We start from the raw sequence: 25,651 nt of genomic DNA, 5'->3' as shown, positions 1-25,651 counted from the left end.
TTTATAAAAGGTCTGCTAGTTCTTTTCCTACTAAAGCTCCTATTGCAACTCCCATACCTCCTTGTCTTACGCCACAAAATACGCGTGGTGAGATTTGTTTTACTATAGATTTTTTTTGAGTTCCCACTCCCATAATTCCACTCCATCGATGTTCAATTTTAACATCGGTATTGGGTAAGATTATGTTTTGTAATATTTCTTCTAGTTTATGTTGTACCAATTCAGTCTGCCCTAATTCTGTTGTTTCTTCGGTTTTAAAATCTAAATTTCTACCTCCTCCTAATAGAATTCTATTATCGATATTCCTGAAATAGTAATATCCTTTATCTAGATGAAATGTTCCTTTGATCTGTAAATTATCTATTGGTTGTGTAATCAGTACTTGAGCACGAGCGGGTTTTACTCCCTGAATACCTAATTGCGAAGCAAACCCATTGGTAGCTATCAACATATTGTTTGTAGAAAACGTAAAATTGTCTGTTTTTATTTTGACTGTTGCTGTATCCGCATCAAATTCTTGTACCATACAGTTATTCAAAATTTTGATACCAGCATTTTGTACTTTCTCCAACAAGGCATTCATCATTTTTCCTGTATCAATCTGACCTTCAAATTGATTAAAAATATACTGTGACTGAAGGTTATTGAAATTAAATTTGTTGTCACAAGTACTAAAAACGCTGTTCTTAAAAACGGGTTTCAACAACCTATTGATCTTTTCTATTTTTGAAAGACACTCTTCATACAACCTCCTATCATCTCTCGTAAAAAGTTCATACCCTCCATATTGTAGGTAATCAATTTTTTGATCTCCTAGGTGTTTCCTTAGTAACTGTAGTCCTGTGTATCTCTTTTCTATCAACTGTAGAACTTCTTCTGGATCATGCGAATTCAGGTCTTCTAAAATTTCTGAGAGGCTTCCAAAACATGCAAATCCTGCATTTTTGGTACTCGCGCCATTGGGCAATATACCACGTTCCAACACAAGAATTCTAGCATTTGGAAATTTTTCTCGCAACCGCAATGCACAGCTAAGCCCTACAATACCACTACCTACAATTGTAAAATCAACAGTAGATAACCAAGTTTTATATTCCCAATAACTTAAAGACATTTATTTGAGCATCTGTGTGATTGCATTTATCTTTTTTTCTTTAAAAGTAATCATTCCTTCTACATGTATTGTCTGAGCATCTCCTTTTTTTGCTTTTATATCTATGATATTCATAGAGGAGATATAGGAATGAATAACAGGAAAATGATTTTCTGCGATTAATTGCTCTATTTGAACTTGCATGCTCAAAAAATCTGTAGAAACAACTGTTTCTTGAAATGGTAGAGGGAGTTCTTTTGAGGTACTCATTATAAATTCATCTGCTTTTTGTGTTGCATAGAATTGGTATAATGGCATTCCTTTTATTAATTGGGCTGTATCAATTACTTTACTACGCTTCAAATAAGCTTCTGTGATATCTGTACTATCTACTTTTAAAGAAAGGAGTATGTTTGGAATTGTTTTTTCTTCTACGGATACTACTGGTATTTTTTCAAAATCATCATTATATTCATACGTTATTACACTATCTTTTTGAGAGGTACTGCCTTTTATCTGAAACGTTATAAGGTTATTATAGTTTCTAAAAAGAGAATCTGTTACAAGGGTAGTCGATCCTATTTTTACTTCATTTCCTAAATGATTCTTCAAAAATGATGTATCCTTAACCTCTCCTGCGATATACATTTGGATGCTTGTTTTATTAGAAAAAGAAGGTACTTCTTGTGATTCTTTAAAATCAATAAATGACGAATTTTCTAATTTCCCAAAAAAATCAATTACTCCGTCTTTGCTATCTAAATGTAACATCATTCCATTTTCTCCAGTTATACTTACATGATGATGTTCTTCTTTTAATTTCTGTAACATATCATGGGTTGTTGCCATATATTTTTTGTGAAGTAAAATGTCTTCAAATACCTTTGATATTTCTTCTTTTTTATACGAAAAAGCAAGAACCAACGTATTGTCTAATTGAGCTAAAGAGATCGTTTCTCTTTTATTCGATTTTTGATAAAATCTCTTTCTTTCTATTTCTTTAGAAAGTCCTAATTTTTCACTTACATAAGATACTGCTTGTATTGAATCTGAAATTTTTAATGTACAGAATATTGTATTTGATACTTGTGGAACGGTATACATAAGTACACTTGCTGGTAGGTTAATTCCCCTATTTACTTTTTCTTTACTTTGTATTGAATCCTGATCTTTTGATGAGTAATGGCTCCAATTACCCATAAAATCCCATGCTAATGTTTTGATCAATTCATTGAGATCTACCTTTACAATAGTTGTAGCATCTGCATGTACTACCTCCTCATATGCTTTTCTTTGCCATCCTTTATATAAAAAGACAAACACTACTAATACAATTAGTAGTGTTATCATCATGATTTTTTTATATTTTTTCATCTTACTCTTACTTATCCAGATTTTCTATAAGAGTCATTAAATATTTTAGCCCGTTCTTGTGTCCTTCTGGTAGTTTCATCTTGAGTTCTGCAGTCATTTTATTATTTCTCACTTTACCATTTGTCAACTGAATATCTTCTATATCATTTATTATATAATCAAGCGTTCTCTTCTTTCTTTTACTTCTTTCAAATTTCTTTGCTATTTCAAGTACTTCTTTGGTATTTATATAGATACTACCACTATTCTTTCTTAAAATTTTTCGATGTTTTTGAGATACATTTTTTGTTGAAGTATCTAATCCTTTTATTCTCTCTAAGGTCGTTCCAACAGCTATTACTCCTTGATCTATAGAAACATATAATTCTGTTGGTAATTCTCTATGTTTTAAAGTATATACTCCATCTTTATATGATGACACCCCTTTCTCTTCTCCTAGCTTAAGTAATTTTTTGAGTATATCTGTATCACTAGAAGACAATAGCAATAAGAAATCAGGAATGGTTTCTGTTCTTGTTTTTTCTACCTCTTTCTGTTTAAAATCATCATCATATTTATAGGTTTTATAGGTAACTTCTTTATCAGAAAGATCATACATTACAAATAATGCATCACCTTTTATTACCTTGCTTATTGCTTTTTCGTCTAATACAATAGATAATAATTCTGTTATGATATCAGCTTCTGTCTCAAAAAGTCCTCCAAGGTTATTTTTCATCATCTTGGGATACTCTGTCAAAAATCCCTTTGTATCTATAACATAAGATGCGTATCCTAGTATTTCATCTTCATTGATATACTTCAAAAACTTTTTGTTTAGCGAGTTTCCATATACTTTTTTCATTCTGGAAGCCATCTTTTTATCCAAATGATAGGTGGCTTTCATTTTTAACTCATCTTTTTCTGCATACACATGTCCAGAAAATTGTTGACGTTCATATTTTGCTTGATCCATACCAGCATACAAAAAGCTTGAGTAATATCTACTCATTTTACCTTTCATTACATCAGAATATATTTTCATAAAGTCAGAAACCCAAATTGAAGCTTCTGCTTTTTTATCTATTGTTTTTACATATTCTCGATTAGCCAGTATTGATTGTTTATTTGTTATGGGTGTATTGAGAATCTGATCTACTTTGTTTTTTACATAATGAAAAGTTATTTCTTCTTTTTGAGCCCATTTTTCAAAAATATCATCGCGTAAATATTTACCTAACTCCTCGTCTCCGTTTTCTCCTTCTTTTATTTCTGGTAAATCATATAGTTCTCTTACTTTATTATCAGTAAAATACGATTCAATTATTTCTCCAGTTACAGAAAGTACCATCTTATCATTCCAAGCTATTACTGATTCTTTTGAATATTCTCTATAATTAATTTTGAATCCTTCTTCTTCTTCTATTTTTCCTTTTCTTATTAATTTCTCAAATTTCTGAACATCATTTATTGGCATTAGCATGCAATGATATTTTATACTATCAGTTATCTGATAAAAATAATAACCAGTAGAAGAGATATCCAACCCTAAATCTGCAACACTTTGTTGCCCATCTCTATTTCTTGTAGCTTCTCGTAGTATTTCTTTTCCTACTTTGGTTTTATCAAATTCTTGTATCGGAAAAAGCTCAATGAGGTTTTCTCCTTTTAACGAAGCTACAGCATTTGCTTCTTTGGGTATTTTATATACGAGGTCTTGAGCATTTATGTACATTACACCGAGTAATGCAATGGCTAGTAAGTAGTATTTATTCATTGTGAAGTAATTATTTTGCTAATTGAATTTTGGCATTAAGTTTTGTGTGTCCGCTTATTAAATCTATTGCATTGACTCTAAGCATTGCTGCCTTTTTTGATTTAGAGACTTTGGCTTTTGTATTTGAAACAGATTGGATTTGCTCATTAAATCTATAGATACCTGTATAAGAAGCATTTTCAAATATCTTTTTATTATCTATAGATAGGTTATTATATTGTTTTAATAGCTGAGAATCATAGGTATATTCTTTGGTAAACTTTTTATTTGAAACATCATATTGATAGGTGTTGTATGATTGTATCTTTACCTTTTGTTTACCTAATACTTCTTTGGTTAAGTTATTTATGCTATTAATATTTTTGAAAGAACATTGCACTGAAAAAACATAGTTTTCATAATCTTCTTTTTTTGTAACATTATATATTCCTTTGGATTTTTTTAGATAGTTCAATACTTCTATCATTCCTTGTTGCACACCTTCTCTTGATGGTACTTTATGTCCATTTATACTATCTAATAGCATTATTGAGGTGATTTTGGATTTACTTTGGCTTAGGTTTATCGTAAGGACGAAGTCTCCTGATCCATCTTTATTGAGATTTACTTCTTCTATAATCTCAAAACAAGATGTAAGAGATAGGAGTACTGCCAGTATTATAAATTTTGTAATGTAGTTCTTCAACATATTTATTTATTTTTAATATATGTTTTGTACTCCAACAGAGAATACAAAATTACCATCAAAAAGGTATAACAAAAACACCTTTTTAAGTGAAAAATGCCCCCCTGAAAACAGGGGGGCATTTTTTCTTATTTCAAAAAACAGAAGATATATATATACTAAGCTTCTTCCATTTCAAAATCTTCCATGAATTTGGTTGTATAATTACCTGCAACATAGTCTGGGTGATCCATAAGTTGTCTATGGAAAGGTACTGTAGTTTTTATTCCTTCTACTACAAATTCGTCTAGTGCTCTTTTCATTTTATTGATCGCCTCTTCACGTGTTTGTGCTGTGGTAATCAACTTAGCAATCATAGAATCGTAGTTAGGCGGAATAATATATCCACTATATACGTGTGTATCTACACGTACACCATGTCCTCCTGGAATGTGTAAGTTGGTAATTTTTCCTGGTGAAGGTCTAAAATCTTTGTATGGGTCTTCTGCATTAATTCTACATTCTATAGAATGTAGTTGCGGAAAATAGTTCTTACCAGAAATCGGCACTCCTGCCGCTACTAGAATCTGCTCTCTTATCAGGTCATAGTCTACTACTTGTTCTGTAATAGGGTGTTCTACCTGAATACGAGTATTCATTTCCATAAAGTAGAAGTTACGATGCTTATCTACCAAAAACTCTACGGTTCCAGCTCCTTCGTACTTAATAAATTCTGATGCTTTTACTGCAGCTTCTCCCATTTTCTTACGAAGCTCATCTGTCATAAAAGGTGACGGAGTTTCTTCTGTAAGTTTTTGGTGTCTTCTTTGTACCGAGCAATCTCTTTCTGATAGGTGACAGGCTCTCCCATTGCTATCTCCAACAATTTGGATTTCGATATGTCGTGGCTCTTCTATGAGTTTCTCCATATACATACCATCATTTCCAAATGAGGCGGCAGCTTCTTGTCGTGCACTATCCCATGCTTTTTTCAGGTTTTCTTTTTCCCATACAGCTCTCATTCCTTTTCCTCCTCCTCCAGCAGTAGCTTTAAGCATTACAGGATATCCCATCTCATCTGCAAGCTTTTCTGTCTCTTCAAAAGAGTCAAGTATTCCTTCACTACCAGGAATGGTTGGTACTCCAGCAGCTTTCATCGTTGCTTTTGCAGAGGCTTTATCCCCCATTCTATCAATCATCTCAGCACTGGCTCCGATAAATTTTATTTCATGTTCTTCACATATTTTGGAGAACTTTGCATTTTCTGATAAAAACCCATATCCAGGATGTATTGCATCTGCATTTGTAATCTCTGCAGCAGCAATAATATTAGACATCTTAAGGTAGGATTCACTACTTGGGGCTGGCCCTATACATACTGCTTCATCAGCAAAACGCACATGTAAACTTTCTGCATCTGCTGTAGAGTATACAGCTACAGATTTTATACCCATTTCTTTACAGGTTCTGATTACACGCATGGCAATCTCACCTCTATTGGCTATTAGAATTTTTTTAAACATAACTTTTAAAATTTAAAAATCTCAAATTCCAAATTCCAAAATAATTAAACTCTGGGAATTGTATCTTGGAATTTTAAAATCGGGTTATGATGGATCCACCAAGAATAATGGCTGATCAAATTCTACAGGAGAAGAGTCATCAACTAATACTTTTACTATTTTACCAGAAACCTCACTTTCGATTTCATTAAAAAGTTTCATGGCTTCAATAATACAAAGCACATCTCCTTCTTTTATAGAATCACCTACTTCTACAAATGTAGGTTTGTCTGGTGATGGTTTTCTATAAAGTGTTCCTATGATAGGAGATTTGATCGTTATATATTTTGAATCATCTTCTGTTCCGGCAGCGGGAGCTTCATTTGTTGTTCCCACTGGTGGGTTAGCTACAACTGGTTGTGCTTGCACAGGAGCTATTTGCTGTGGCGCAACAGCACCAGTAGCAGGCATATGTTGTACAAATGTTGTTGTTTCTTTACTTTCTTCTGTAGTCTTAATGGTGATTTTAATGTCGTCCATTTCTAACTTTACTTCGCTGGCACCAGATTTGGCAACGAATTTAATTAAATTCTGAATTTCTTTTAAATCCATAATGTGGGTATTGTGTTTTTTTAGTTGTTTAGGCGTTATAGGCCCATTTTAGAAAAATAGATCCCCAAGTAAAGCCTCCTCCGAATGAGGCAAATACTATATTATCTCCTTTTTTAAGTTGCTTTTCGTAATCATGCAACAATAGCGGTAAGGTAGCAGATGTGGTGTTACCATATCGCTGGATATTCATAAGAACCTTTTTTTCATCAAGTTCCATTCTTTTGGCTGTAGCATCAATAATACGTTTATTTGCCTGATGAGCTACAAGCCAGTTTACATCCTGTCCTGTTAGATTATTACGTTCTAAGATCTTACTACTGGCGTCTGCCATGTTAGAAACTGCATATTTAAATACAGTTTTTCCGTCTTGTTGAACAAAATGTTGCCTATTGGCTACAGTTTCTTCTGTAGGGGGAAGTAGTGATCCTCCTGCTTCGATTTTGAGGAACTCTCTTCCTATACCATCGCTTCGTAGATACTCATCTTGTAATCCCAAACCTTCTTCATTGGGTTCAAAAAGAACTGCACCTCCTCCGTCACCAAAAATAATACAGGTCGTACGATCGGTATAATCAATAATAGAAGACATTTTATCTGCTCCTATTACTAATACTTTTTTATACCTTCCTGATTCTATGTAACTGGCAGCAGTAGACATCCCATATAAAAAACTGGAACAGGCTGCTTGTAAATCATAAGAAAAAGCATTAACAGCTCCTATTTTTGAGGCTGTATATGCTGCTGTTGCTGCAACAGGAAGATCAGGGGTGGCAGTAGCAAAGATAACCATATCTATCTCTTTTGGATCGAGATTTCTTTTGGCAATCAAATCTTCTGCCGCTTTAATACCTAAAAAAGAAGTCCCTTTGTCTTTATCTTTTAGTATTCTACGTTCTTTGATACCTGTACGACTGGTTATCCATTCGTCATTGGTTTCGACCATCGTAGCTAATATATCATTAGTCAACACATAGTCTGGCACATAAGCGCCTACAGCTGTAATAGCGGCTGTGATTTTACTCATATCTTAGTTTTAGTTTCACGAACTACAGCACAAAATAGCGCTTAAAAATTCGTTGAAATTACTAAATTATACACAAACATGGCGCAAAATAAGTGGATTTTGACACATATTCAACTAAAAACAAAAAAACTCTCACAAATGCGAGAGCTCTTTTATAATTTTATCTATATCGTTATGCTACTTCTTCTTCAGTATTATCAATAACGATTTGACCACGATAGTATAGTTTACCTTCGTGCCAGTGGGCTCTATGATACAAATGCGCTTCTCCTGTAGTAGGATCAGTAGCTATTTGTGGTACAGAAGCTTTATAATGCGTTCTTCTCTTATCTCTTCTGGTTTTCGATATTTTTCTCTTAGGATGTGCCATTGCTTAGCTATTATTTATCGTTTAATAAGTTTTTTAATTTATCCCAACGAGGATCTGTCTCCTCATCGTCACTTGTTTTTGTTTTTTCCTTCGGACTTAATTCTTCTAATTTTTCGAGTATCTCAGATTCTAATGTACCATTCTCTACACCTGGATGAACTCTTTTGGATGGCATTGCCAGAACAATCAGTTCATAAATATATTGCTGTACGTTTACTTCATATTCTCCATGCGAAAGAATAAGAAGTTCTTCGTTTTCATTATTATATTCATCTCCAAACTTTACTACCAAAAACAAATCGTTTTCAATTGGCAGGTCAAAAGGCTCATTAGTAAGATCACAATTTACATTTACAGTTCCTGTTGCTTTAAACTCAAGTTCTAACATTGTTGTTTTCTTGTTAAACTCCAAATCAACTTTTACTGCCGATGCATTAAATTCATCATACTCAAAATGTTCAAAGAACGTATTCTCAATTTGATACTCAAACTGGTGTAATTCTTGCTTCAGCCCAACAAAAGGAATAGTATACTCTTTTAGTTGTTTCATTTCATCATCAGTTTCAGGCGCCTATCAATTCGATAAAGGCGGGTGCAAAGATAATAAAAATTCGTTATGAAAGTATTTTTGTAAACAAAATTATATCAGTTCGTTAGTGATTCATAAATATAAGGTGTAAAGTTTTTACTGTCAAATTTTGTCAAATGTCTTATTTTTTTTCCTCAAATGACTTCTTTTGGAGTTTTCGAGCTTGCTTTTTGAGCGGGTTCTTGGTTAATTCATGATATTCTTCTCTTCTTTTAAAAATTTTTAGTGCTGTAAACACGGCTTCTTTAAAAGAACTATTATCTGCTTTGTTTTTTCCAGCAATTTCAAAAGCTGTTCCATGATCTGGAGAGGTACGTATTTTATCTAATCCTGCTGTATAATTTACGCCTTTACCAAAGGATAAAGTTTTAAAAGGTATTAATCCTTGATCATGATATGAGGCTACAATTGCATCAAAAACCTTATAGTTGTCAGAACCAAAAAAACTGTCTGCTGCATAAGGCCCATATACCAATTTGCCAGATTCATTAATTTCTTGAATTGTTGGTTTTAATATTTCTTCATCCTCCTTACCTATAACTCCGTTATCTCCACTATGTGGATTAATACCTAATACTGCTATTTTGGGTTTAGAGATACCAAAATCTTGCTTGAGCGCTTGATGAATCGTATTTATTTTTTGATGTATCAATTCTGGTGTGATCGTTGTTGTTATATCTTTGATCGCTACATGATCTGTAAGTAATCCTACCTTTAATTCATCTGTAATCATAAACATCAGGCTATTTCCTTCTAGTTCCTGATCTAGATAATCGGTATGTCCTGGGAATTTAAATTCATCTGATTGTATGCTACGTTTATTAATAGGAGCAGTAACTAATATATCTATTTCATTTTCTTTTAACGCTTTGGTTGCTGCAACAAGGGATTTGATTGCATACTCTCCTATCTTCTGATCTTCTTTACCAAAATTAATATTTACTCCTTCTTTCCACACATTAAGCACATTAATCTTACCATCTAAAATCTGAGAAGTTTTATCTACTCCATGAAGGTTTACTTGGCTTTTATAATGTTTTTTCAAGAAAGAAAGGTTTTTTACTGAGGCAAATATTACAGGGGTACAAAAATCAAGCATCCGTGAATCTTCAAAAGTTTTTAGCACTACTTCACTTCCTATTCCGTTAAGATCTCCTATAGAAATTCCTAATCTTATTTTTTCTTCTTTCTTCATTATATAAACTACTTTATCTGTATTTTTGACCTCTAGTATCAGGACTAATACCTATTTAATTTTCTAATGATATATAATTAAATTGGTACAAGGCCACAAGGTCACAAATTTAATTAAATAATTTGCATTTATGTTCACAGGAATCATTGAAGAATTAGGAACGGTTACTAACCTAGAGACTGATAAAGAGAATTTAAACATTACAGTACGTACTAATTTTACTTCAGAACTAAAAATTGATCAGAGTATTTCGCATAATGGTGTATGTCTTACTGTAGTAGCCATCAATAATGATCAATATACTGTAACAGCGATCAAAGAGACTTTGGATAAAACCAATCTAGACACATTGGCAATAGGTAGTATCGTAAACCTAGAGCGTGGGATGAAATTAGGGGATCGCCTTGATGGACATATTGTACAGGGGCATGTAGATCAAACCGCAATATGTACTGCTGTCAAAGAGGCTCAAGGAAGTTGGTATTTTACATTTAAATATGACCCTGAACTACACAATATCACTATAGAAAAAGGTTCTGTTACTGTAAATGGAGTCAGTCTTACTGTAGTAGACTCTAAGAAAAATGAATTTAGTGTAGCTATTATTCCTTTTACGTATGAGCACACAAACTTTAACACCTTCAGGACAGATACAATTGTCAATCTAGAGTTTGATGTTATTGGTAAGTATGTAAAGCGGATTACTGAATTAAGATAGAAAAGTAGAACCGTGATTACACTAATTCTACTTCATTAAATTTAAAAAGCGAAACTCTGTTTCTTTCAATTTTTAAAAGAACTCCTCCTAAATTTCCCATTGTTGAGCAGGATTCGAAATCCAATACTCTGCCAAAAAACTGACTTCTTGTATCAATTACTTTATACTGCATAATTCTAGATTTGATTAATTTTCCCATTTATTCATTATGGTTGTTCTCTCCCCAAAAAACATACCATACTGTATCAAATTCAAAAACAAATGTACAACACACCTTTCTTTTTCTAAAATATACTTATCAGGTTTTATTAACAGAAAACAAATGAAATAAACACTTAACCTGCTAACTAACAACTGCATGTGCAATCAAAACATCTCTAAGCTTCATATTAAGTCAAAGAGATCACCAAATTACTCACTACTAAAAATAAGTAGACTCATAAAATACATTGCTTCTAATAGAGTTATGTATTATGCTGTTTAACCTACTTTATGCCGTAGAAAATCTCTTACACAAAGAGGGTTTAAAAAAATAACATTATAAAAACAATTTAGATACACTGGAATTATTCCTAATTTTGTATTTTTGTGGTGGAATTATTCCATAAATCATTTTCCTTTTATTTACCAGAAATTGGATTATGTTTTTTGTTGATTTGGCATATATTTTGTGAAAGCAGCGACAGACCCTAATTGATATTATAACTACTTAATACAAATGTTATGAGTGGTATAAGCTATGAAATACAGAATCGAAAATTACAATCGTATAAACATACGTTTGACTACAATTTTTGTAAAAGAAAATACAATGAATATGCTTGCATGCCTCTAGAGGAGTTTAAAAAATGCTTAAGCAATGCCCAAAAATTGGGAGAGATTGGCCACTTATGTTCTTTTATCTATTGGATCAAGAACAAAGAACGTCATGAATACAGAGATACGTTTGGAGATTATGGCCTTATCCATTTATTGTTTCATTGCCTAGAAGGTGCTGAACAAGTAAATATTCATGCCGAATATATTCACAGCTTATTTAAAGAGGATATTAGATTGGTGTAACCTTTTTACAGATATTCTTTTTCTAACAAATAATAGTTGTAAAAACAGAAATCGAAAAGAGTCGCATTCTGATTTTACTCAAATAAAAAAAAGACCCTCTGATGGATCAAAAAGACGCTCCGTTAGACTCTGAGGTCTCAAAATTAGACTTACACGTCCCAAATTTAGAGAACAACTACCCAATTTTGGACTACAACCACCTATCATTAGACTATATAGTCCCAAAAATGGGACATCAATGTCTAAATTTTCATTAAAATACCTCATCAGAAGGTAAAATAGGTCGAATACATCATATGATTACCCTAATTTTGAGACCCTCGGGTCTAAATTTGGGTCATATGAGATTTTTTTTAGAAAAAATGTGTCAGTTTCAAAAAACGGGACAATCCTGTTGTATTATTGACAAATAATTCATTGATTACAAATACTTAATGCACATAAAATGAAAAAAAACAATGAAATCAAAAAGGTAGATTTTATAGCCTGGATACTACTATCATCATTATTACTATCCTATTGTATAGGATATGGTATTGGTTATATTTTTTCTTGAGCCATATAATTCTATTAATTATCGTTTTACTATTTATAAATACTTTATTTAAAACATCTAAAATTCACAGTATATCCTTATGAAAACAAAAATCAATTTTTTAGGCCGCTTATCTAAATTAATAAACAAGTTAAGTCATTTAGATTTCGTAACCCTTATGCTAGCAATAACTATGGGATTATTCTATATCGGTTGGGAACTTGGCAGAATGTCTGCAAAAATGTAACTAATTATAAAAAACTCTTGCGAGAGGGCTTATATTAATATTTCTTATTCATGCCATAATATCAATACCACGTAAGTTTATTCATCTGCTCTCTTATATTCAATGTATGTATTAGAAAACAAAAAAGCCTTACATCTCTGTAAGGCTTAGTTTTACTAGGTGGTCCCACTTGGGCTCGAACCAAGGACCCCCTGATTATGAGTCAGTTTTTTGTGATTTTGATATTTTTTACTTTCCTTTGGTAAGCATTGTAAATAAAGAGATTACACAAAAAAAGGCTTGTTTAAGTATATTATTCTGTATGCACATTTTGTGGTTTTGTATGCAAATCGTATGCACATTATATGCACATAAATTATGAATCAGGACTATTCTATATCTATATATCTCGATAAGAGAAGAACCAAATCTAATGGTAAATTTCCAGTAAGATTACGGGTTTTTGTGTCTAATCCCAGAAAACAAAAACTATACCCTACCAAATTTGATTTTACCAAAAAGGAATTTGAAAGTATTTGGGAGACTAATAAACCTAGAAAAGAATATAAAGATATTCGTTTAAAATTACAGGCTATAGAGAATAAAGCCAATGAAATTGCTGATAAAATTATCCCATTTGCTTTTACACAATTTGAAAAAAAACTTTTTAGAAAAAAAGGAGATGGTATAAAAGTGCCATATCATTACAAAGAACGAATTGCAGATTATAAGAAACAAAATAGAATATCTACTGCCGATTCTTACAATTGCAGTGAAAAAGCATTGAAAAAATTCGTTGAAGAAGGAAATAAAAATTACAGTAATCTTACCTTATTAGATATTAATAAAAATTGGTTATTAGATTTTGAGCACTTTATGACAAATTCTGGACGATCAATAACTACTGTAGGAATTTATCTCAGACCATTGCGTGCAATATTTAATAAGGCTATAGAAGAAGGAGAAATAGAGAAAGAATTCTATCCCTTTGGAAAACGAAAATATCAAATCCCAACTTCAAAAAAAGTCAAGAAAGCACTTAGTAAGGAGCAAATGAAAAAACTTTTTCTTGCCGTATCTCAAAACGAAGAACAAGAAAAAGCAAAAGATTTTTGGTTTTTTTCATACAATTGTAATGGCATGAATATTAAGGATATTGCGCAATTGAAATACAAAAATATAACCAACAACAAAATAGTATTCTATAGAGCTAAAACTTTATTTACATCAAAAACAGATTTAAAACCTATAACAGTTTATCTAAACGATTATAGTAATAAGATTATAAATAGATATAGTAATCCTGAGAAACTTCCTGAAAAATACATATTTCCTATCTTAAAAGGCGATGAAACACCCGAACAACAACAAGTAAAAATCAAGAACTTTACTCGATACATCAATCAACATCTTAAAAAACTTTGCAAAGCAAATGATTTGCCAGAAGAAATATCAACCTATTGGGCAAGGCATAGTTTTGCGACATTATCAGTGCAAAAAGGAGTTTCACTAGAATTTATGCAAGAAAGTTTAGGGCATAAAAACATGGCTACTACTCAAGCATATTTTGCAGGTTTTGATGATGAAACCAAAAAGGAGTTTGCAGAAGGATTGATGGATTTTGATTAAGATTTTTTTTGATCACAAATGATAGCTTTATGGCTCAGGCATATAAAAAATGGAATTGTAAGTACAATCCAAATTGCCAAAACCTCCTCTTCAACAACAACAAGGGATGTAGCAGATTTAGTTAAGAAAAATGTTTTTACCAAAACAGGAAGTTTAAAAAGTACTTGTTATTTTTTAAGCTTCAAATAATAAAAAATTCCATTAAATTCTCTACCAAAATAAATATCACCTATTGATTGGACATGGGATAGCTATACAGGTTCCTGTTTATCGATTAAAAGGATATTCATTAATCCAGTTAAAACCTCTACTAGTAAGAAGAAAATCTTTTTTGTCTAATCGTTTTGTCTTACAGTCAATAGTATCCATTGCAATAATTCCTTTGATAGCCATTGTAGAATCGGTTTTACTATAATTTAAGGTAAATATTTTTGTAGAATCTTTGCTGTGTGTTAATTCTATTTTTTTAGAGATAGTATCGATTTTAGATATATACCTTACAGTAGACATATCTGTCTTATATAATTGGATAGATTTTAGGCGCTCTATAGATATGTATCGCCACCTTATTGTATCTGTAACAACGGGCATGACTTCTTTAGAGTTTATTTTAAAATCGGTAATCTCATACAACCCATACAAAGCAGGCTTAGGAGCACTAGGGCCATATTTTTTACTAGATTCTATTGAATCCCCAATATTAGAATAAAGGAAAAAAGCTACAACAATCCATTTTACCGTATTTTTTATTCGTAGCCGTTTTTTAATTACGAATTGTTCTTTGTATTCAATAGCTTTTGTAGGTTTATTAAATAGAATAACATTTAGTAATCTTTGAGAGTGAGGAGCCATAACAATTAGCATCATTAGAAATAGCTCTGATGAGTATAATTTTACAGGAACATCATAACAGAAATTAATCAAAACTACATTAGCTAATACAGGTATCAATATCATCCCACCTAGCACCACTGTTTTTCTATGAAATAATAATATTCCTCCAACTACCTCTGCTAGTCCACTAAATATGGTATACGCTTTTGATGCCCCAATAAAAGTCCATACTAACCCCATGGGAGAAGAATCTCCGTAAGGTTCTAACAGCCTAAAAAAGGAAGGCTCTCTAAACTGTAAAGGAATTACCTTAGCCATACCATAAGAAAGCATTATATAGCCTACATAGTATCGCAATAGTACCAAAAACCAATAATTAAGTTTCTCATAACTTCTTTCATTTCTATCAAAAATAGACCAAACGATAGTAGCGATTATTGCTAATACTACAAAGAACAACACTAATACATAATCATAAGTAGTATCTCCACTACCATTGGTAAAGACGGTAATCTCATAGTTTAGCTGTAAGATATGCTTACCAATCCATGGGATAATTATATGATATCCATCAGAGAGAAAGTTTTGGATAAATTCTAGTTTAGGGATAACATTTAATGGAAACGGAAACATTAACAATCCAAAAAACAGGAACAAAAATCGAAGTACAATCTTATTTTCTGTAATCATATCTCTACTTTTTAGACATCTGTTCTGCCATTAACAATGCATTATAAGCATTTACCACTTTCCCAGATTTTGATAGTTCTGAGAAGGGAACTAAACTTTTATTACCATCTTTTCGTTTGATTTCTACATCAATGTCATAAGAAGTACCAGAATCCATTAGGATTTGTTTTACCTCTGCAGCTTTTAGATCTGGATAATAAGATCTTATTAAAGCAGCGATACCAGAAACGATTGGAGTCGAAATTGAAGTCCCCCTAGAGAAATCATATGTATTATTAATATCGGTAGTATACATTTTATTACCAGGTGCAAAAACATCAACATTCTTTTTTCCATAATTAGAAAAATTGGCAAGTATTTTTTTGTCCAAGGTATAACTACTGGCACCAACTACTATATAATTATCTACAATCTCTTTATTATTTATATGATCCTTTGGGTAATGGTCATTTATATCAATATTTGTAGCATCATTACCTGCTGCATGGATAAGGATTACATCTTTTTTGGCCGCATATCGTATAGCATCCTGTACCCAATCCTGATGAAGTGAAAAGCCTTTACCCCAACTCATGTTAATTATCTTAGCTCCATTATCTACAGCATATCTAATGGCTACTGCTATATCTTTGTCAAACTCATCACCAGAGGCAACCATAACTACAGGCATAATTTTTATAGTATTGCAAACACCATTAATTCCTACATTGTTATTTCGAGTTGCTGCTAAAACACCTGTTACGGCTATTGAATGCTGAAAAGGGACATCGCCAAATACTTGATTATTACCATAAGCTATATCAGAAATGTCCTCTGGATTATCCCCTATAATTTCTCGTTCATTAAAATCTATGTTTAGCATTGTTTTTAACTGTTCTTCTGTTTGATCTCTGTATTTTTTAAAAATTTCTGGGGTTAAGTCACGTTCAATAGCTGTTTTTATCATCGTTAGATAAGATTGTGTCAAGCTATCTTTCCTTGTATTGTTTATTACACTATCTAATTGTGATACGTTATAATCTTCTTTTGGAAATATTGTTTTTAGGCTTTTCTTTGCGTTTGGATAGCTACCTAACCAATCATTGGCATAGGTTATAAAATCTTTTTCCTCTTTGATATACGATTGCATGGCTTCTTTAGCTTTACCAAATAAGACAAAAGCTTTTTTTTGATCACTAGAAATGGTTTCTAAGGATTTCCCTTCAAACATAGAGTTGTATTTTCTAACAACCCGCACCGCTTCAATATGTTGATATTTAACATGTTTCCCATTGGGGTTACTTAAAAAATCCCAACCATTAACATCATCGATATATCCATTTTTATCATCATCAATATTGTTATCAGGGATTTCATCAGTATTAACCCATATCTGTTGTTTAATATCTTCATGATGGATATCAAGTTTGGTATCAATAACAGCTACAATTACCTCTTCACCAGTTTTATTATGTAAGAGTTGAGCATACATTCTATCCAAGCTTATCCCAGGGATTGTATCACTGGTAAGATCTTTATGATACCAATTTTTAAGCTCTTTTTTAGTGAGAAGTTGCTTTTTGATTTCCTGAGTATACCCCAAGAAGGAGCTGCAAAAGAATAAAAAGAGGAATACGTTTTTCATAGACTGATAACAATTTTTATGTAAACAAAACAGTGAGTTTTACTTATAAGTACATTTATTTCATGGCTTGATCTAGGTGTCACGTTTCTTAAAATATTATAGATAAAATATCAGTGACACTTTTAAAAAGGTTCTTTTCTGAAACACACCCATTAGACAATATATGATATTGTCTGATTAAAATTATAAAACCAATAATTATCTTATTTGTTTCTGTTTTTTAAAAAACTATTCTATCATAAATAATGTACTATAAGCGTTGACTATCTTATATTATTCTTTAGGTTGATACTCAGGATGCCCTGTTTGCCATAGTGCAAAAGACAGTGCAGTTGCCATCGTTTCAAATTCTTTGTTTTTTGTAAACTGCAATCCATGCCCAGAATTAAACTCTGTTTTTAATAAAATAGGATTATCAGAAATATTTGCTTTTTGAAGTCTGGCGGCGAACTTCATAGATTGCCACGATGGTACTCGTGTATCATTCATTCCAGTTGTTATTAATGTAGCTGGATAGTTTGTATTATCTTTAATATGGTGATACGAATCCATTTCTAATAGCGCTTTAAACCCTATTGAATCTTTGACCGATCCAAATTCTTTAGCACTATTTGCACCATTGATGCCATTTTCTAAGCGTATTGTATTAAGCATTCCACGGTCTATAATTGCAGCATTGTATAAATCGGGCCTTTCAGTAATAGCACGACCAATAACTATCCCCCCAGCACTACCACTCCAAATAGCTATTTTACCTTTTGAGGTGTATTTATTAGCAATTAGATATTCTGTACAGGCAATAAAATCTTTCCACGAGTTTGGTTTAGTAGCTTTATGCCCTCCTTTGTACCAGCTATCTCCTTTTTCGCCTCCTCCACGTACATGAGCTACTGCATAAATACCTCCTTCTCTTGCGTATAACAAAAACGGATAATATGAATTTGGTACCATAGAAACTCCATACGCACCATAAGCTCTCATTAAAACAGGAGTGTTCCCTTCTAATTTAGTTCCTTTTTTGTATACCAGAGATAAAGGAATTTCTACTCCATCTTTTGACCGTACAATTAGTTCCTCTACCATAAGATCGTCAAACGTATCAATTTGTTGATCAGGAAATAAATTATACGGCGCAAGTGATTCTGTCTCATGTCGATATACATAGCGCTTCGTCTTGTTTAACCACCCCTTTGCAGCAATTATTACTTTAGTACCATGGGTGTATAATTTTATATCTGCTGCTGGTTTAGGTAAGGATATTTCAGTTTGCTTGCCATCAAAATATCGATATAATTTTGCTTGTACTCCATTAATAACAGTAGTGAAAAATATACCTTCTTTTGTAGCTATAAAATATTTAATGATTTCATTATTTTTCTCAGCAACAAGTACCTCGGGGGTATCAAAATTTTTAGTATGCATATTAGTTTTACATATCTTAAAATTAGGGGAACCACTGGCGGTAATAAAAAACACATTATCTCCAACTATTTTGTAGTTCTTGATTTTATGTGTTTTTTCAAATAAAGGAGTCCAAGTGTGTTTGTTTTTGTATAGTTGATCTATAGTAGTGTAATAGCTATTACTATAAGGGCTTGATTCACCTATCTTACCAATCACGTATTGAGATTTTGGATCACTAAAGTCAATTATAGGAAAATCTTCTGGTTTGATAGCGATCTCAGGGTTGCGTTCTTTTGAAAACACTTCTTTTTTATCGTTAGAATTTGTTCCTAGCGTATATATAACTGCTTTACTATTGAGGTTTGTCTGTTTATTTTTTTTGTTGGCATTAGGAAAATGACTGTAATAAAAAGAATTGTTGTCAGGTAACCATTCAACCCCTCCGATAGTAGGTTTACAATTACTGATCCTGTCTGGGAGTATGTTTTTGGTTTTTACATCTAGAATAATCATTTGTGAATATTCATCTCCATCTTTCATAATACTTATTACTATCTTGCTACCATCCCAATTAGGTTTAAAATAATTAATTTGATATTCGCTTTTGGATTCTGAATCAAAATAGATTGGATTAAACAATTCAACTTCTGTATCGTTTATTTTTTTTCGATAATATAGTCTTGAAACGTTATCAATTGAATTCCTTTTTAAATAGAATATTTGGTGATCATCAGTAATCTGTAATTTGGATATTACATAATTCCTTTTATTATTATTATTTTGTTTTACTATTAAGTTTTTTCTTCCTGAAATACCATATAACACATTTTGAGTTCTGGTATTTTGATCCATTATCCATCCTACAACAGTACTATCATTTATATTTTCTAAGTAATGATAATCATCGTGTATTTGCTGTCCAAAATAGGTATCTATAGCAGTATGTTTATGAGCCTTTTTACAGTTGACAAGACATATACATAATACAATAAAAAAAATCTTATGTATTTGACCCATTATAAGATTGTTTCCTCTCATTTGATAAGCACGGGTTTAATTATTATCAGATACCTGTTCTGCCATTAATAATGCATTATAAGCGTTGACCACACTACCAGATTTAGAGAGTTCTGAAAAAGGGATTATTTTTTTCGATTCATCTTTTTGATTAATTTCAACGTTGAAATTATATAAAGTTCCTGATTTCATAAGAATTTCTTTTATTTGAGAAGCTGATAAATCAGGGTAGTTAGATCGCAATAGACTCGAGATACCAGTTACTATAGCAGTAGCCATTGAAGTTCCAGAGTGAAACCCATAAGAATTTTTAATTTCTGTAGTGAAAATTTCATCTCCAGGAGCAAAAATATCAACATTGGTTTTTCCATAATTTGAAAAATAAGAACGGAAATCTTTACTCAATTTGTTTGATATAGAACCAACAGTGATAAAATTATCAACAAACTCATTTCCTTTGCTATCAATATCATTTGGATATACTAGAGTTTTATCTATATCAGTATTCTCATTACTAGCAGCGTGAATTATTAAAACATCTTTCTCAGACGCATAGTGAATTGCTTCTTGAACCCATTCTTGATGGAGTGAAAAATTCTTTGCAAGACTCATATTTATTATTTTCGCACCATTATCTACTGCGTATTTAATAGCTAATGAGATATCTTTATCATGTTCTTCTCCGTTAGAAGAAATGTTTAATGACATTATTTTTAAATTATTTGAAATACCATCAATCCCAATATTATTATTTCTGGTAGCACCTATAACCCCAGCAACAACAGTTCCATGATAGAATTCATCTAAGTTACCAGAGACATTTCCGTTTCCATAATTTTCATCATTTAAATCTTTGGGGTTATCACCTAATATTTCTCGATCATTAAAATCTAAATTTAGTGTTTTACTTACTTTAAGATCTGCATGTTTTTTGTAGTCGTTAATCCATTCTTCTGATAGTTCATACTCTAAGAAGTCTGACATGAAATAAATTAATTTTTTTAATTCTTTATCATGTTCATAAACATTATAAAGGCTGTCAACTTGGCTTAGATTATAGTTTTCTAATGGAAAAAACGTTTTTAGTAATGCTTTAGATTTTGGATAATTTTCAAACAAAAAATTTCCATGTTCTTGATCTTCTTTAGCTAACTTTAACTGTTCATCATAAACATTTTTTGCTTTTTGATATAAACTGAAATCTTCTTTATCTGAGGATGTGATTTCATTTTCTTTCTTACCTTCAAATTTATCCTGATATTCTCTTATGATTCTAACCACTTCATAGTTAGAGTATATAATATTTCCATTTTTTCCACCTATAAAATTCCATCCATTTATATCATCTATATAGCCATTACTGTCATCATCAATATTATTGTTAGGAATCTCTTTGTTATTTATCCAGATTTGATCTTTTAAATCCTCATGATTAATGTCTATCTCTGTGTCTATCACTGCTATAATAATATTCTTAGAGTCAGAAAAAGATAATTCTGTATATACTTTTTCCAAGCTTATCCCAGGAATAGTATCTTTAATTATGTCTTTTTGATACCAGTTTTTTAACACTTTCCCACTTATTGGTGTAGAGACTGAATCTAGTATAATTATAGAAGGTTGCCTGTAGTGTACAACTTTGACTTTAGAGCAACCTACTAATAAAAGATAAATGGTTAGGCTCAATAGATAAAATTTATTAGTAGATAGCATATCGATATTGGTTATTAATCATATGAAAACTCTCCAAATAAATCATTCAGAGAGTTTATATTTAAGATTATTATTTTTATAGCCTTCTCACAATTTAAAAATGAAATAACAGTAAATACTAGAGATATAAGTATAATTCTCATGAATATACTTTGGTAATAATAAAATTATTTTATAGACACTAAACCACCTTGTATTAGTTGCTAATATGATATCTTAAGTTTCAATAGTCGTATTGTCTAAAATTGTATTTATTAGTTGTAAATATAAAAGTAGAGAAGATCAAGATGCAACTGGATGATATCGGTTTTCATGAAAATCAACCCATACATTCATGAATTTGGAGTTACGATAAAAGAATTATTTATTTAGCTGTTTTATAAAAAAAGAAGGATAAATCCCAGTGCTTTTATAAAAAGATTTAGAAAACACCTCAGTAGAAGTAAAACCGATTTCGTGCCCAATCGCTTTAATCGTATACTTCCGAAATGTCGGATCTTTTTTTAACTTTTCTACAACAAAATTAACCCTTAAATCATTGATATAATTATTAAAACTTTTATTCTTATATACATTAATTATTTTTGATAAATACCTAGAATTTGTTTTAAAATCTATAGCAAGACTTGATATAGTTAGTTTGGATTTTAGAAAACCTTTATTTTTTTCAAATGTATTAAGTTTTTCAAGTATTTCATCAATAACTATATTTGATATTCCAATATCTGAAGAGGTTTTTTTTACAGGGTTGTTATTAGGAATTGAAGGGATATTTTGATTTTCATGATATAGTTTTAAAAATCTTTTTTTATAAATTCTCTTTTTTTTATAATTAAAACCTAAAAATATAATTAAAGTTAAACATATAATTGAGGCAATAATATTTATTTTTATTGATGATTTTTTCTCAAATTCTAAAGATCTAATAATCTCTTCTTTGTCAGATATTAATTTCGGAGTATCATAATTTTGAACAATATTTTTACTTAAATATTTATAGTTACTATTTATAATACTATCTGCCTTAATTAATCTCTCTATATACAATAGTTGTTTATTTTTATCATTTAATTTTTTAAAGTGATTTATCAAAATTTCATAACTATCTCTTGTTTCAGGCATTATTTCGGATATTTCCTGAACTATACTATCAACTTTTATAAACTCTTCAATCGCTTTATCTTTAAAATTTAGAGAGGATAATATTTTCCCTAAATAATAATGAGCAATTGATAAGTTCGCTAAATCCTCATAATGCCCAAGTTCCTTAATCGATTTTTTTAAACTGTCCTTAGCAACCATATATTTACCAGAATGATATTGATTAACCCCCTCATTTAAAACAAAATAAGTAGTCATAAACTCATTCTTTAAATTAAGAGACTCTTTATATCCTAACCTGTTCATTATAGTGGCAGAATCAAGTTTTTTATTTCTACTATATGAATCAGATAATGCAAAAAGGGTTTCTAAATAATCTGTAGGATATCTTTCTTTTTTATTTGAAAAAAAAACATAACTCTCTTTAAAAATTTTAAGAGCAGTTTCATTTTCTTTTAGTCTGCTTTTTAAAGCACCAATATTATTTTTGCTAGTAAATAAAAGATAGGTGTTCTTATGTTTCTCAGATTCTTCGTTTACTCTTATAAAATAATTTAAAGCATTTTTAAAATCCCCGTTATTGTAATGCATAAGTGCTTTACTCAAATACGCGAATGCTGGGTAATCTTTCGAATTATACACTTCATTTTTTGTAATTTGTAAAATACTATCACTGTATTTTAAAGACAAATCAATCTCATTAATAATAGAAAAAAAATAATATCCCCTCATTATTCTGAAAGTGTCTTTTTCTTTTTTAGCCAAATCGAGATACTTCTTTGCATAAGAGATCCCAATGGAAGGGTTTGATTGATTCTCATAAAATTTATCTGCAAGTAAATCATATTTGTTAGTTTCCGAGATTTCCGATGTATTCTGGAATGCTCCTATGGATTGTGGGTAAACAAAAATGAATGAAAAGATTACTATATAAAATACTTTTTTTAAAATGAGATATAAGATTTCTTGATTCATAATAATTATAAAAAATAGTTGTATGATAAATAAAGACAGTTTTTTACACACACAAAAAACTTTTTAAAGAAAATTAGTTTTTTCAGGTCTTAATTCATGAATCTCGACATACTCTCCTTGTAATAACGCATTCCTCCCTTCTATATTTGACACCACAAAAAATAACCAACTATGGAGTCTATAGAATTTAATAAACATCAGTTTATGTCTGATGTCTTACAAATGTTACACCTTAATATGGATTTATTTATGTATAACCTGGTACATCATGCTCCCTATGAGATGATACTGTATGATTGGATCAATAAGCTATATACCAAGGGTACCTCTAGTGATGATGCGGTACAATTGATCTATAAAGCACGCAATATCTTACTACTTACCCCAAAAAATGGTTTGTGTAGTCCCAATACCCCATAATTGGTAGTGTATCAAGAATAGCGCACACCAAAATAATCCACCATAAACTCCCTGCTTATGCTTGTTACACCCTATAATCAATTACCCCCAGAAGAAAAGGCGCTGGTTGCCCACAAAGTCATCATACGTACCAAAGCCCCACAAAAAATTGTAGATGAGGTACTCTCTGTGGTAAACCCCAAAGTAAAAATCAAAGATAAAAATGTGATTACAATCTATCATATCCTAGATAGTGTACAGCAAAAGATTAAAGAAAGAATAAAAGAAAACACCCAATAAACATCACTACTGTATAGTAGTAATCACTATCAAAGACATGGAGTACAATGGTAGTGTCTGTAGTTTTAGTTAGTTTACCCATTCATATAGGTTACTACAGACTCATTACCGTACTCCAAATGTCTTTGGAACAACAAATTTTGTTATTAAATATCGAAAATGTAAAAGTGAAAAAATCTCAATTCTCACTACTAATTTATAAAAACCACAATATGAGAGATATTATTCAAGACCTGTTGACACAGGAAGAGCGAGATCAGGCAACGGCACTGGTAGGACAATTAGAAGCCATTTTTACAAGCAAACTGGCGGCATTGACAGAAAAAGAACGTAGTAGCTATAAGGCTATTAATGAGACCAACAAATTATTTGTAAATAAGGTGTGGGATTACAGACAGCATAGCGATTCGCTAAGTTCTCCCGATGTAGACTGGCAAGAATTTGAAACCGACTACCAAGCTCGTGTATTTGCAGAAAATCTGTTGGGTAGATTAGAGAGCTTGGCATACCGCCTAGAGAGTACCAAAATCCTACATGATTATGATAACTATCAGGATGCGCTTAATGATTATTCATACTCACAATATAGCAAAGGAGCGGGCAAAGCAGGGTTTACAGAAAAAGTAGCAGAACTCAAACAGTTTTTTAATCGTACCAAGAGTATTCCCAAAACAACCCCCGAAGAAGAAGAAGAGTAGTAGGTGCCCCAATTTTTGATCAAAAAACAGCGATTGGGTAAAAAAGACGCTCTGTTGGACCAAAAAGACGTTCCGTTAGACTCAAGAGTCCCAAAATTAGACTTTGAGGTCTCAAAATTAGAGAAGAACCACCCAATTTTGGACTATAGACACCCATCGTTAGACTTTATAGACCCAAAATTGGGACTCCTGAGTCTAAATTTTCATCAAATAGACCCAACGGAAGGTAAAATCGGTCCATCACATTATATAGACCTCCCAAATTTGAGACATGTTGACCCAAAATTGGACATAAACAGTTGAGAAATGAGAATTGTGAAAAAGGAATATCGAAGTTTTCTCAATACTCATCTATAAATGTAAAACTGCAAAATTCTAAATGTAAAATGTAAAAGTAAAAATGAATATCGAAGTTTTCTCACTGTGTCGTGATGGATTCCCGATCAAGTTGGGAATGAATATCGAACACCGAATGTTGAAGTTTCTCATTACTTAATCTAAAAACATGTTTAACGTAAAATTAACAATATCAGGAGGTAACAAAATT

Annotated in this window: 22 protein-coding genes; 6 read left to right on the top strand and 16 right to left on the bottom strand. The window is 31.4% G+C overall.

Annotation, left to right across the window (positions count from 1 at the left end):
• Window position 1 precedes the first annotated feature (1 nt).
• The 10 genes from CVD18_RS05170 to pdxA form a co-directional block, all read right to left on the bottom strand.
• Window positions 2–1,114 (bottom strand): FAD-binding oxidoreductase, encoded by a 1,113-nt coding sequence (locus tag CVD18_RS05170; protein WP_103864380.1) that lies wholly within the window; start codon window positions 1,112–1,114, stop codon window positions 2–4.
• Window positions 1,115–2,446: a hypothetical protein gene (locus CVD18_RS05165; protein ID WP_233194476.1), complete on the bottom strand. Its 1,332-nt coding sequence runs from the start codon at window positions 2,444–2,446 to the stop codon at window positions 1,115–1,117.
• Between the two features lie 28 nt (window positions 2,447–2,474).
• The gene (locus tag CVD18_RS05160; protein WP_103864378.1) at window positions 2,475–4,223 is read right to left on the bottom strand and encodes a hypothetical protein; all 1,749 of its coding nucleotides are present in this window, start codon (window positions 4,221–4,223) and stop codon (window positions 2,475–2,477) included.
• Between the two features lie 10 nt (window positions 4,224–4,233).
• A complete protein-coding gene (locus tag CVD18_RS05155; protein WP_103864377.1) occupies window positions 4,234–4,911 on the bottom strand; it encodes a hypothetical protein in 678 nt (225 codons plus the stop codon).
• A 155-nt stretch (window positions 4,912–5,066) separates the two neighbouring features.
• Window positions 5,067–6,410 carry an acetyl-CoA carboxylase biotin carboxylase subunit gene (gene accC, locus CVD18_RS05150; protein WP_103864376.1) on the bottom strand — a complete coding sequence of 448 codons (1,344 nt, stop codon included), beginning with the start codon at window positions 6,408–6,410 and terminating at the stop codon, window positions 5,067–5,069.
• 84 nt (window positions 6,411–6,494) lie between these two features.
• Window positions 6,495–7,001: an acetyl-CoA carboxylase biotin carboxyl carrier protein gene (gene accB / locus CVD18_RS05145; protein ID WP_103864375.1), complete on the bottom strand. Its 507-nt coding sequence runs from the start codon at window positions 6,999–7,001 to the stop codon at window positions 6,495–6,497.
• A 28-nt stretch (window positions 7,002–7,029) separates the two neighbouring features.
• Window positions 7,030–8,025 (bottom strand): beta-ketoacyl-ACP synthase III, encoded by a 996-nt coding sequence (locus CVD18_RS05140; protein WP_103864374.1) that lies wholly within the window; start codon window positions 8,023–8,025, stop codon window positions 7,030–7,032.
• A 172-nt stretch (window positions 8,026–8,197) separates the two neighbouring features.
• The gene (gene rpmF, locus CVD18_RS05135) at window positions 8,198–8,395 is read right to left on the bottom strand and encodes a 50S ribosomal protein L32 (RefSeq protein ID WP_024768393.1); all 198 of its coding nucleotides are present in this window, start codon (window positions 8,393–8,395) and stop codon (window positions 8,198–8,200) included.
• A 10-nt stretch (window positions 8,396–8,405) separates the two neighbouring features.
• The gene (locus CVD18_RS05130; protein WP_103864373.1) at window positions 8,406–8,945 is read right to left on the bottom strand and encodes a DUF177 domain-containing protein; all 540 of its coding nucleotides are present in this window, start codon (window positions 8,943–8,945) and stop codon (window positions 8,406–8,408) included.
• A 160-nt stretch (window positions 8,946–9,105) separates the two neighbouring features.
• Entirely contained in the window at window positions 9,106–10,179 is a 1,074-nt protein-coding gene (pdxA, locus tag CVD18_RS05125; RefSeq protein WP_103864372.1) for a 4-hydroxythreonine-4-phosphate dehydrogenase PdxA, read from the bottom strand.
• Between the two features lie 130 nt (window positions 10,180–10,309).
• Here pdxA and CVD18_RS05120 point away from each other — a divergent pair, with 130 nt between their 5' ends.
• Entirely contained in the window at window positions 10,310–10,897 is a 588-nt protein-coding gene (locus CVD18_RS05120) for a riboflavin synthase (RefSeq protein ID WP_103864371.1), read from the top strand.
• Window positions 10,898–10,913: 16 nt separating this feature from the next.
• Here the strand turns inward: CVD18_RS05120 and CVD18_RS05115 are convergent, their stop codons facing one another.
• Window positions 10,914–11,096 (bottom strand): hypothetical protein, encoded by a 183-nt coding sequence (locus tag CVD18_RS05115; protein ID WP_103864370.1) that lies wholly within the window; start codon window positions 11,094–11,096, stop codon window positions 10,914–10,916.
• 524 nt (window positions 11,097–11,620) lie between these two features.
• Between CVD18_RS05115 and CVD18_RS05110 the strand changes: the two genes are divergently transcribed.
• Window positions 11,621–11,959 (top strand): hypothetical protein, encoded by a 339-nt coding sequence (locus CVD18_RS05110; protein ID WP_146052707.1) that lies wholly within the window; start codon window positions 11,621–11,623, stop codon window positions 11,957–11,959.
• 1,139 nt (window positions 11,960–13,098) lie between these two features.
• Window positions 13,099–14,349, top strand: coding sequence for a site-specific integrase (locus CVD18_RS05105; RefSeq protein WP_103864368.1), 1,251 nt, complete (start codon window positions 13,099–13,101; stop codon window positions 14,347–14,349).
• A gap of 267 nt (window positions 14,350–14,616) precedes the next feature.
• On the opposite strand, the gene CVD18_RS05100 is transcribed toward CVD18_RS05105, so the two are convergent.
• The 5 genes from CVD18_RS05100 to CVD18_RS05080 form a co-directional block, all read right to left on the bottom strand.
• Entirely contained in the window at window positions 14,617–15,873 is a 1,257-nt protein-coding gene (locus tag CVD18_RS05100; protein WP_146052706.1) for a hypothetical protein, read from the bottom strand.
• A 4-nt stretch (window positions 15,874–15,877) separates the two neighbouring features.
• Entirely contained in the window at window positions 15,878–17,497 is a 1,620-nt protein-coding gene (locus CVD18_RS05095) for a S8 family serine peptidase (RefSeq protein WP_103864366.1), read from the bottom strand.
• A 273-nt stretch (window positions 17,498–17,770) separates the two neighbouring features.
• Window positions 17,771–19,918, bottom strand: a complete 2,148-nt coding sequence (locus CVD18_RS05090; protein ID WP_158250394.1) for a prolyl oligopeptidase family serine peptidase — start codon at window positions 19,916–19,918, stop codon at window positions 17,771–17,773.
• Between the two features lie 36 nt (window positions 19,919–19,954).
• Window positions 19,955–21,631, bottom strand: a complete 1,677-nt coding sequence (locus tag CVD18_RS05085) for a S8 family serine peptidase (protein WP_103864364.1) — start codon at window positions 21,629–21,631, stop codon at window positions 19,955–19,957.
• Window positions 21,632–21,991: 360 nt separating this feature from the next.
• Window positions 21,992–23,707, bottom strand: coding sequence for an AraC family transcriptional regulator (locus CVD18_RS05080; protein ID WP_103864363.1), 1,716 nt, complete (start codon window positions 23,705–23,707; stop codon window positions 21,992–21,994).
• Window positions 23,708–23,878: 171 nt separating this feature from the next.
• Between CVD18_RS05080 and CVD18_RS05075 the strand changes: the two genes are divergently transcribed.
• The 3 genes from CVD18_RS05075 to CVD18_RS05065 all read left to right on the top strand — a co-directional run bounded on the left by CVD18_RS05075 (window position 23,879) and on the right by CVD18_RS05065 (window position 25,104).
• On the top strand, window positions 23,879–24,127 hold the full coding sequence (locus CVD18_RS05075) for a hypothetical protein (protein ID WP_103864362.1): 249 nt from the start codon (window positions 23,879–23,881) through the stop codon (window positions 24,125–24,127).
• 57 nt (window positions 24,128–24,184) lie between these two features.
• Window positions 24,185–24,406: a hypothetical protein gene (locus CVD18_RS05070; protein WP_103864361.1), complete on the top strand. Its 222-nt coding sequence runs from the start codon at window positions 24,185–24,187 to the stop codon at window positions 24,404–24,406.
• A gap of 212 nt (window positions 24,407–24,618) precedes the next feature.
• The gene (locus CVD18_RS05065; protein WP_103864414.1) at window positions 24,619–25,104 is read left to right on the top strand and encodes a hypothetical protein; all 486 of its coding nucleotides are present in this window, start codon (window positions 24,619–24,621) and stop codon (window positions 25,102–25,104) included.
• The last annotated feature ends 547 nt before the right edge of the window (window positions 25,105–25,651 follow it).

It is taken from the genome of Aquimarina sp. I32.4 (assembly GCF_002924285.1).
Classification (GTDB): domain Bacteria; phylum Bacteroidota; class Bacteroidia; order Flavobacteriales; family Flavobacteriaceae; genus Aquimarina.
The sequence above is the reverse complement of the archived record's forward strand: the minus strand, read 5'-3'. Positions and strand labels throughout refer to the sequence as shown.

What these genes read in the sequence shown, in the direction of transcription:
- CVD18_RS05170 (WP_103864380.1), bottom strand. Translation starts at nt 1,114, where the DNA reads ATGTCTTTAAGTTATTGGGAATATAAAACTTGGTTATCTACTGTTGAT.
- CVD18_RS05165 (WP_233194476.1), bottom strand. Translation starts at nt 2,446, where the DNA reads ATGATGATAACACTACTAATTGTATTAGTAGTGTTTGTCTTTTTATAT.
- CVD18_RS05160 (WP_103864378.1), bottom strand. Translation starts at nt 4,223, where the DNA reads ATGAATAAATACTACTTACTAGCCATTGCATTACTCGGTGTAATGTAC.
- CVD18_RS05155 (WP_103864377.1), bottom strand. Translation starts at nt 4,911, where the DNA reads ATGTTGAAGAACTACATTACAAAATTTATAATACTGGCAGTACTCCTA.
- accC (WP_103864376.1), bottom strand. Translation starts at nt 6,410, where the DNA reads ATGTTTAAAAAAATTCTAATAGCCAATAGAGGTGAGATTGCCATGCGT.
- accB (WP_103864375.1), bottom strand. Translation starts at nt 7,001, where the DNA reads ATGGATTTAAAAGAAATTCAGAATTTAATTAAATTCGTTGCCAAATCT.
- CVD18_RS05140 (WP_103864374.1), bottom strand. Translation starts at nt 8,025, where the DNA reads ATGAGTAAAATCACAGCCGCTATTACAGCTGTAGGCGCTTATGTGCCA.
- rpmF (WP_024768393.1), bottom strand. Translation starts at nt 8,395, where the DNA reads ATGGCACATCCTAAGAGAAAAATATCGAAAACCAGAAGAGATAAGAGA.
- CVD18_RS05130 (WP_103864373.1), bottom strand. Translation starts at nt 8,945, where the DNA reads ATGAAACAACTAAAAGAGTATACTATTCCTTTTGTTGGGCTGAAGCAA.
- pdxA (WP_103864372.1), bottom strand. Translation starts at nt 10,179, where the DNA reads ATGAAGAAAGAAGAAAAAATAAGATTAGGAATTTCTATAGGAGATCTT.
- CVD18_RS05120 (WP_103864371.1), top strand. Translation starts at nt 10,310, where the DNA reads ATGTTCACAGGAATCATTGAAGAATTAGGAACGGTTACTAACCTAGAG.
- CVD18_RS05115 (WP_103864370.1), bottom strand. Translation starts at nt 11,096, where the DNA reads ATGGGAAAATTAATCAAATCTAGAATTATGCAGTATAAAGTAATTGAT.
- CVD18_RS05110 (WP_146052707.1), top strand. Translation starts at nt 11,621, where the DNA reads ATGAGTGGTATAAGCTATGAAATACAGAATCGAAAATTACAATCGTAT.
- CVD18_RS05105 (WP_103864368.1), top strand. Translation starts at nt 13,099, where the DNA reads ATGAATCAGGACTATTCTATATCTATATATCTCGATAAGAGAAGAACC.
- CVD18_RS05100 (WP_146052706.1), bottom strand. Translation starts at nt 15,873, where the DNA reads ATGATTACAGAAAATAAGATTGTACTTCGATTTTTGTTCCTGTTTTTT.
- CVD18_RS05095 (WP_103864366.1), bottom strand. Translation starts at nt 17,497, where the DNA reads ATGAAAAACGTATTCCTCTTTTTATTCTTTTGCAGCTCCTTCTTGGGG.
- CVD18_RS05090 (WP_158250394.1), bottom strand. Translation starts at nt 19,918, where the DNA reads ATGGGTCAAATACATAAGATTTTTTTTATTGTATTATGTATATGTCTT.
- CVD18_RS05085 (WP_103864364.1), bottom strand. Translation starts at nt 21,631, where the DNA reads ATGCTATCTACTAATAAATTTTATCTATTGAGCCTAACCATTTATCTT.
- CVD18_RS05080 (WP_103864363.1), bottom strand. Translation starts at nt 23,707, where the DNA reads ATGAATCAAGAAATCTTATATCTCATTTTAAAAAAAGTATTTTATATA.
- CVD18_RS05075 (WP_103864362.1), top strand. Translation starts at nt 23,879, where the DNA reads ATGGAGTCTATAGAATTTAATAAACATCAGTTTATGTCTGATGTCTTA.
- CVD18_RS05070 (WP_103864361.1), top strand. Translation starts at nt 24,185, where the DNA reads ATGCTTGTTACACCCTATAATCAATTACCCCCAGAAGAAAAGGCGCTG.
- CVD18_RS05065 (WP_103864414.1), top strand. Translation starts at nt 24,619, where the DNA reads ATGAGAGATATTATTCAAGACCTGTTGACACAGGAAGAGCGAGATCAG.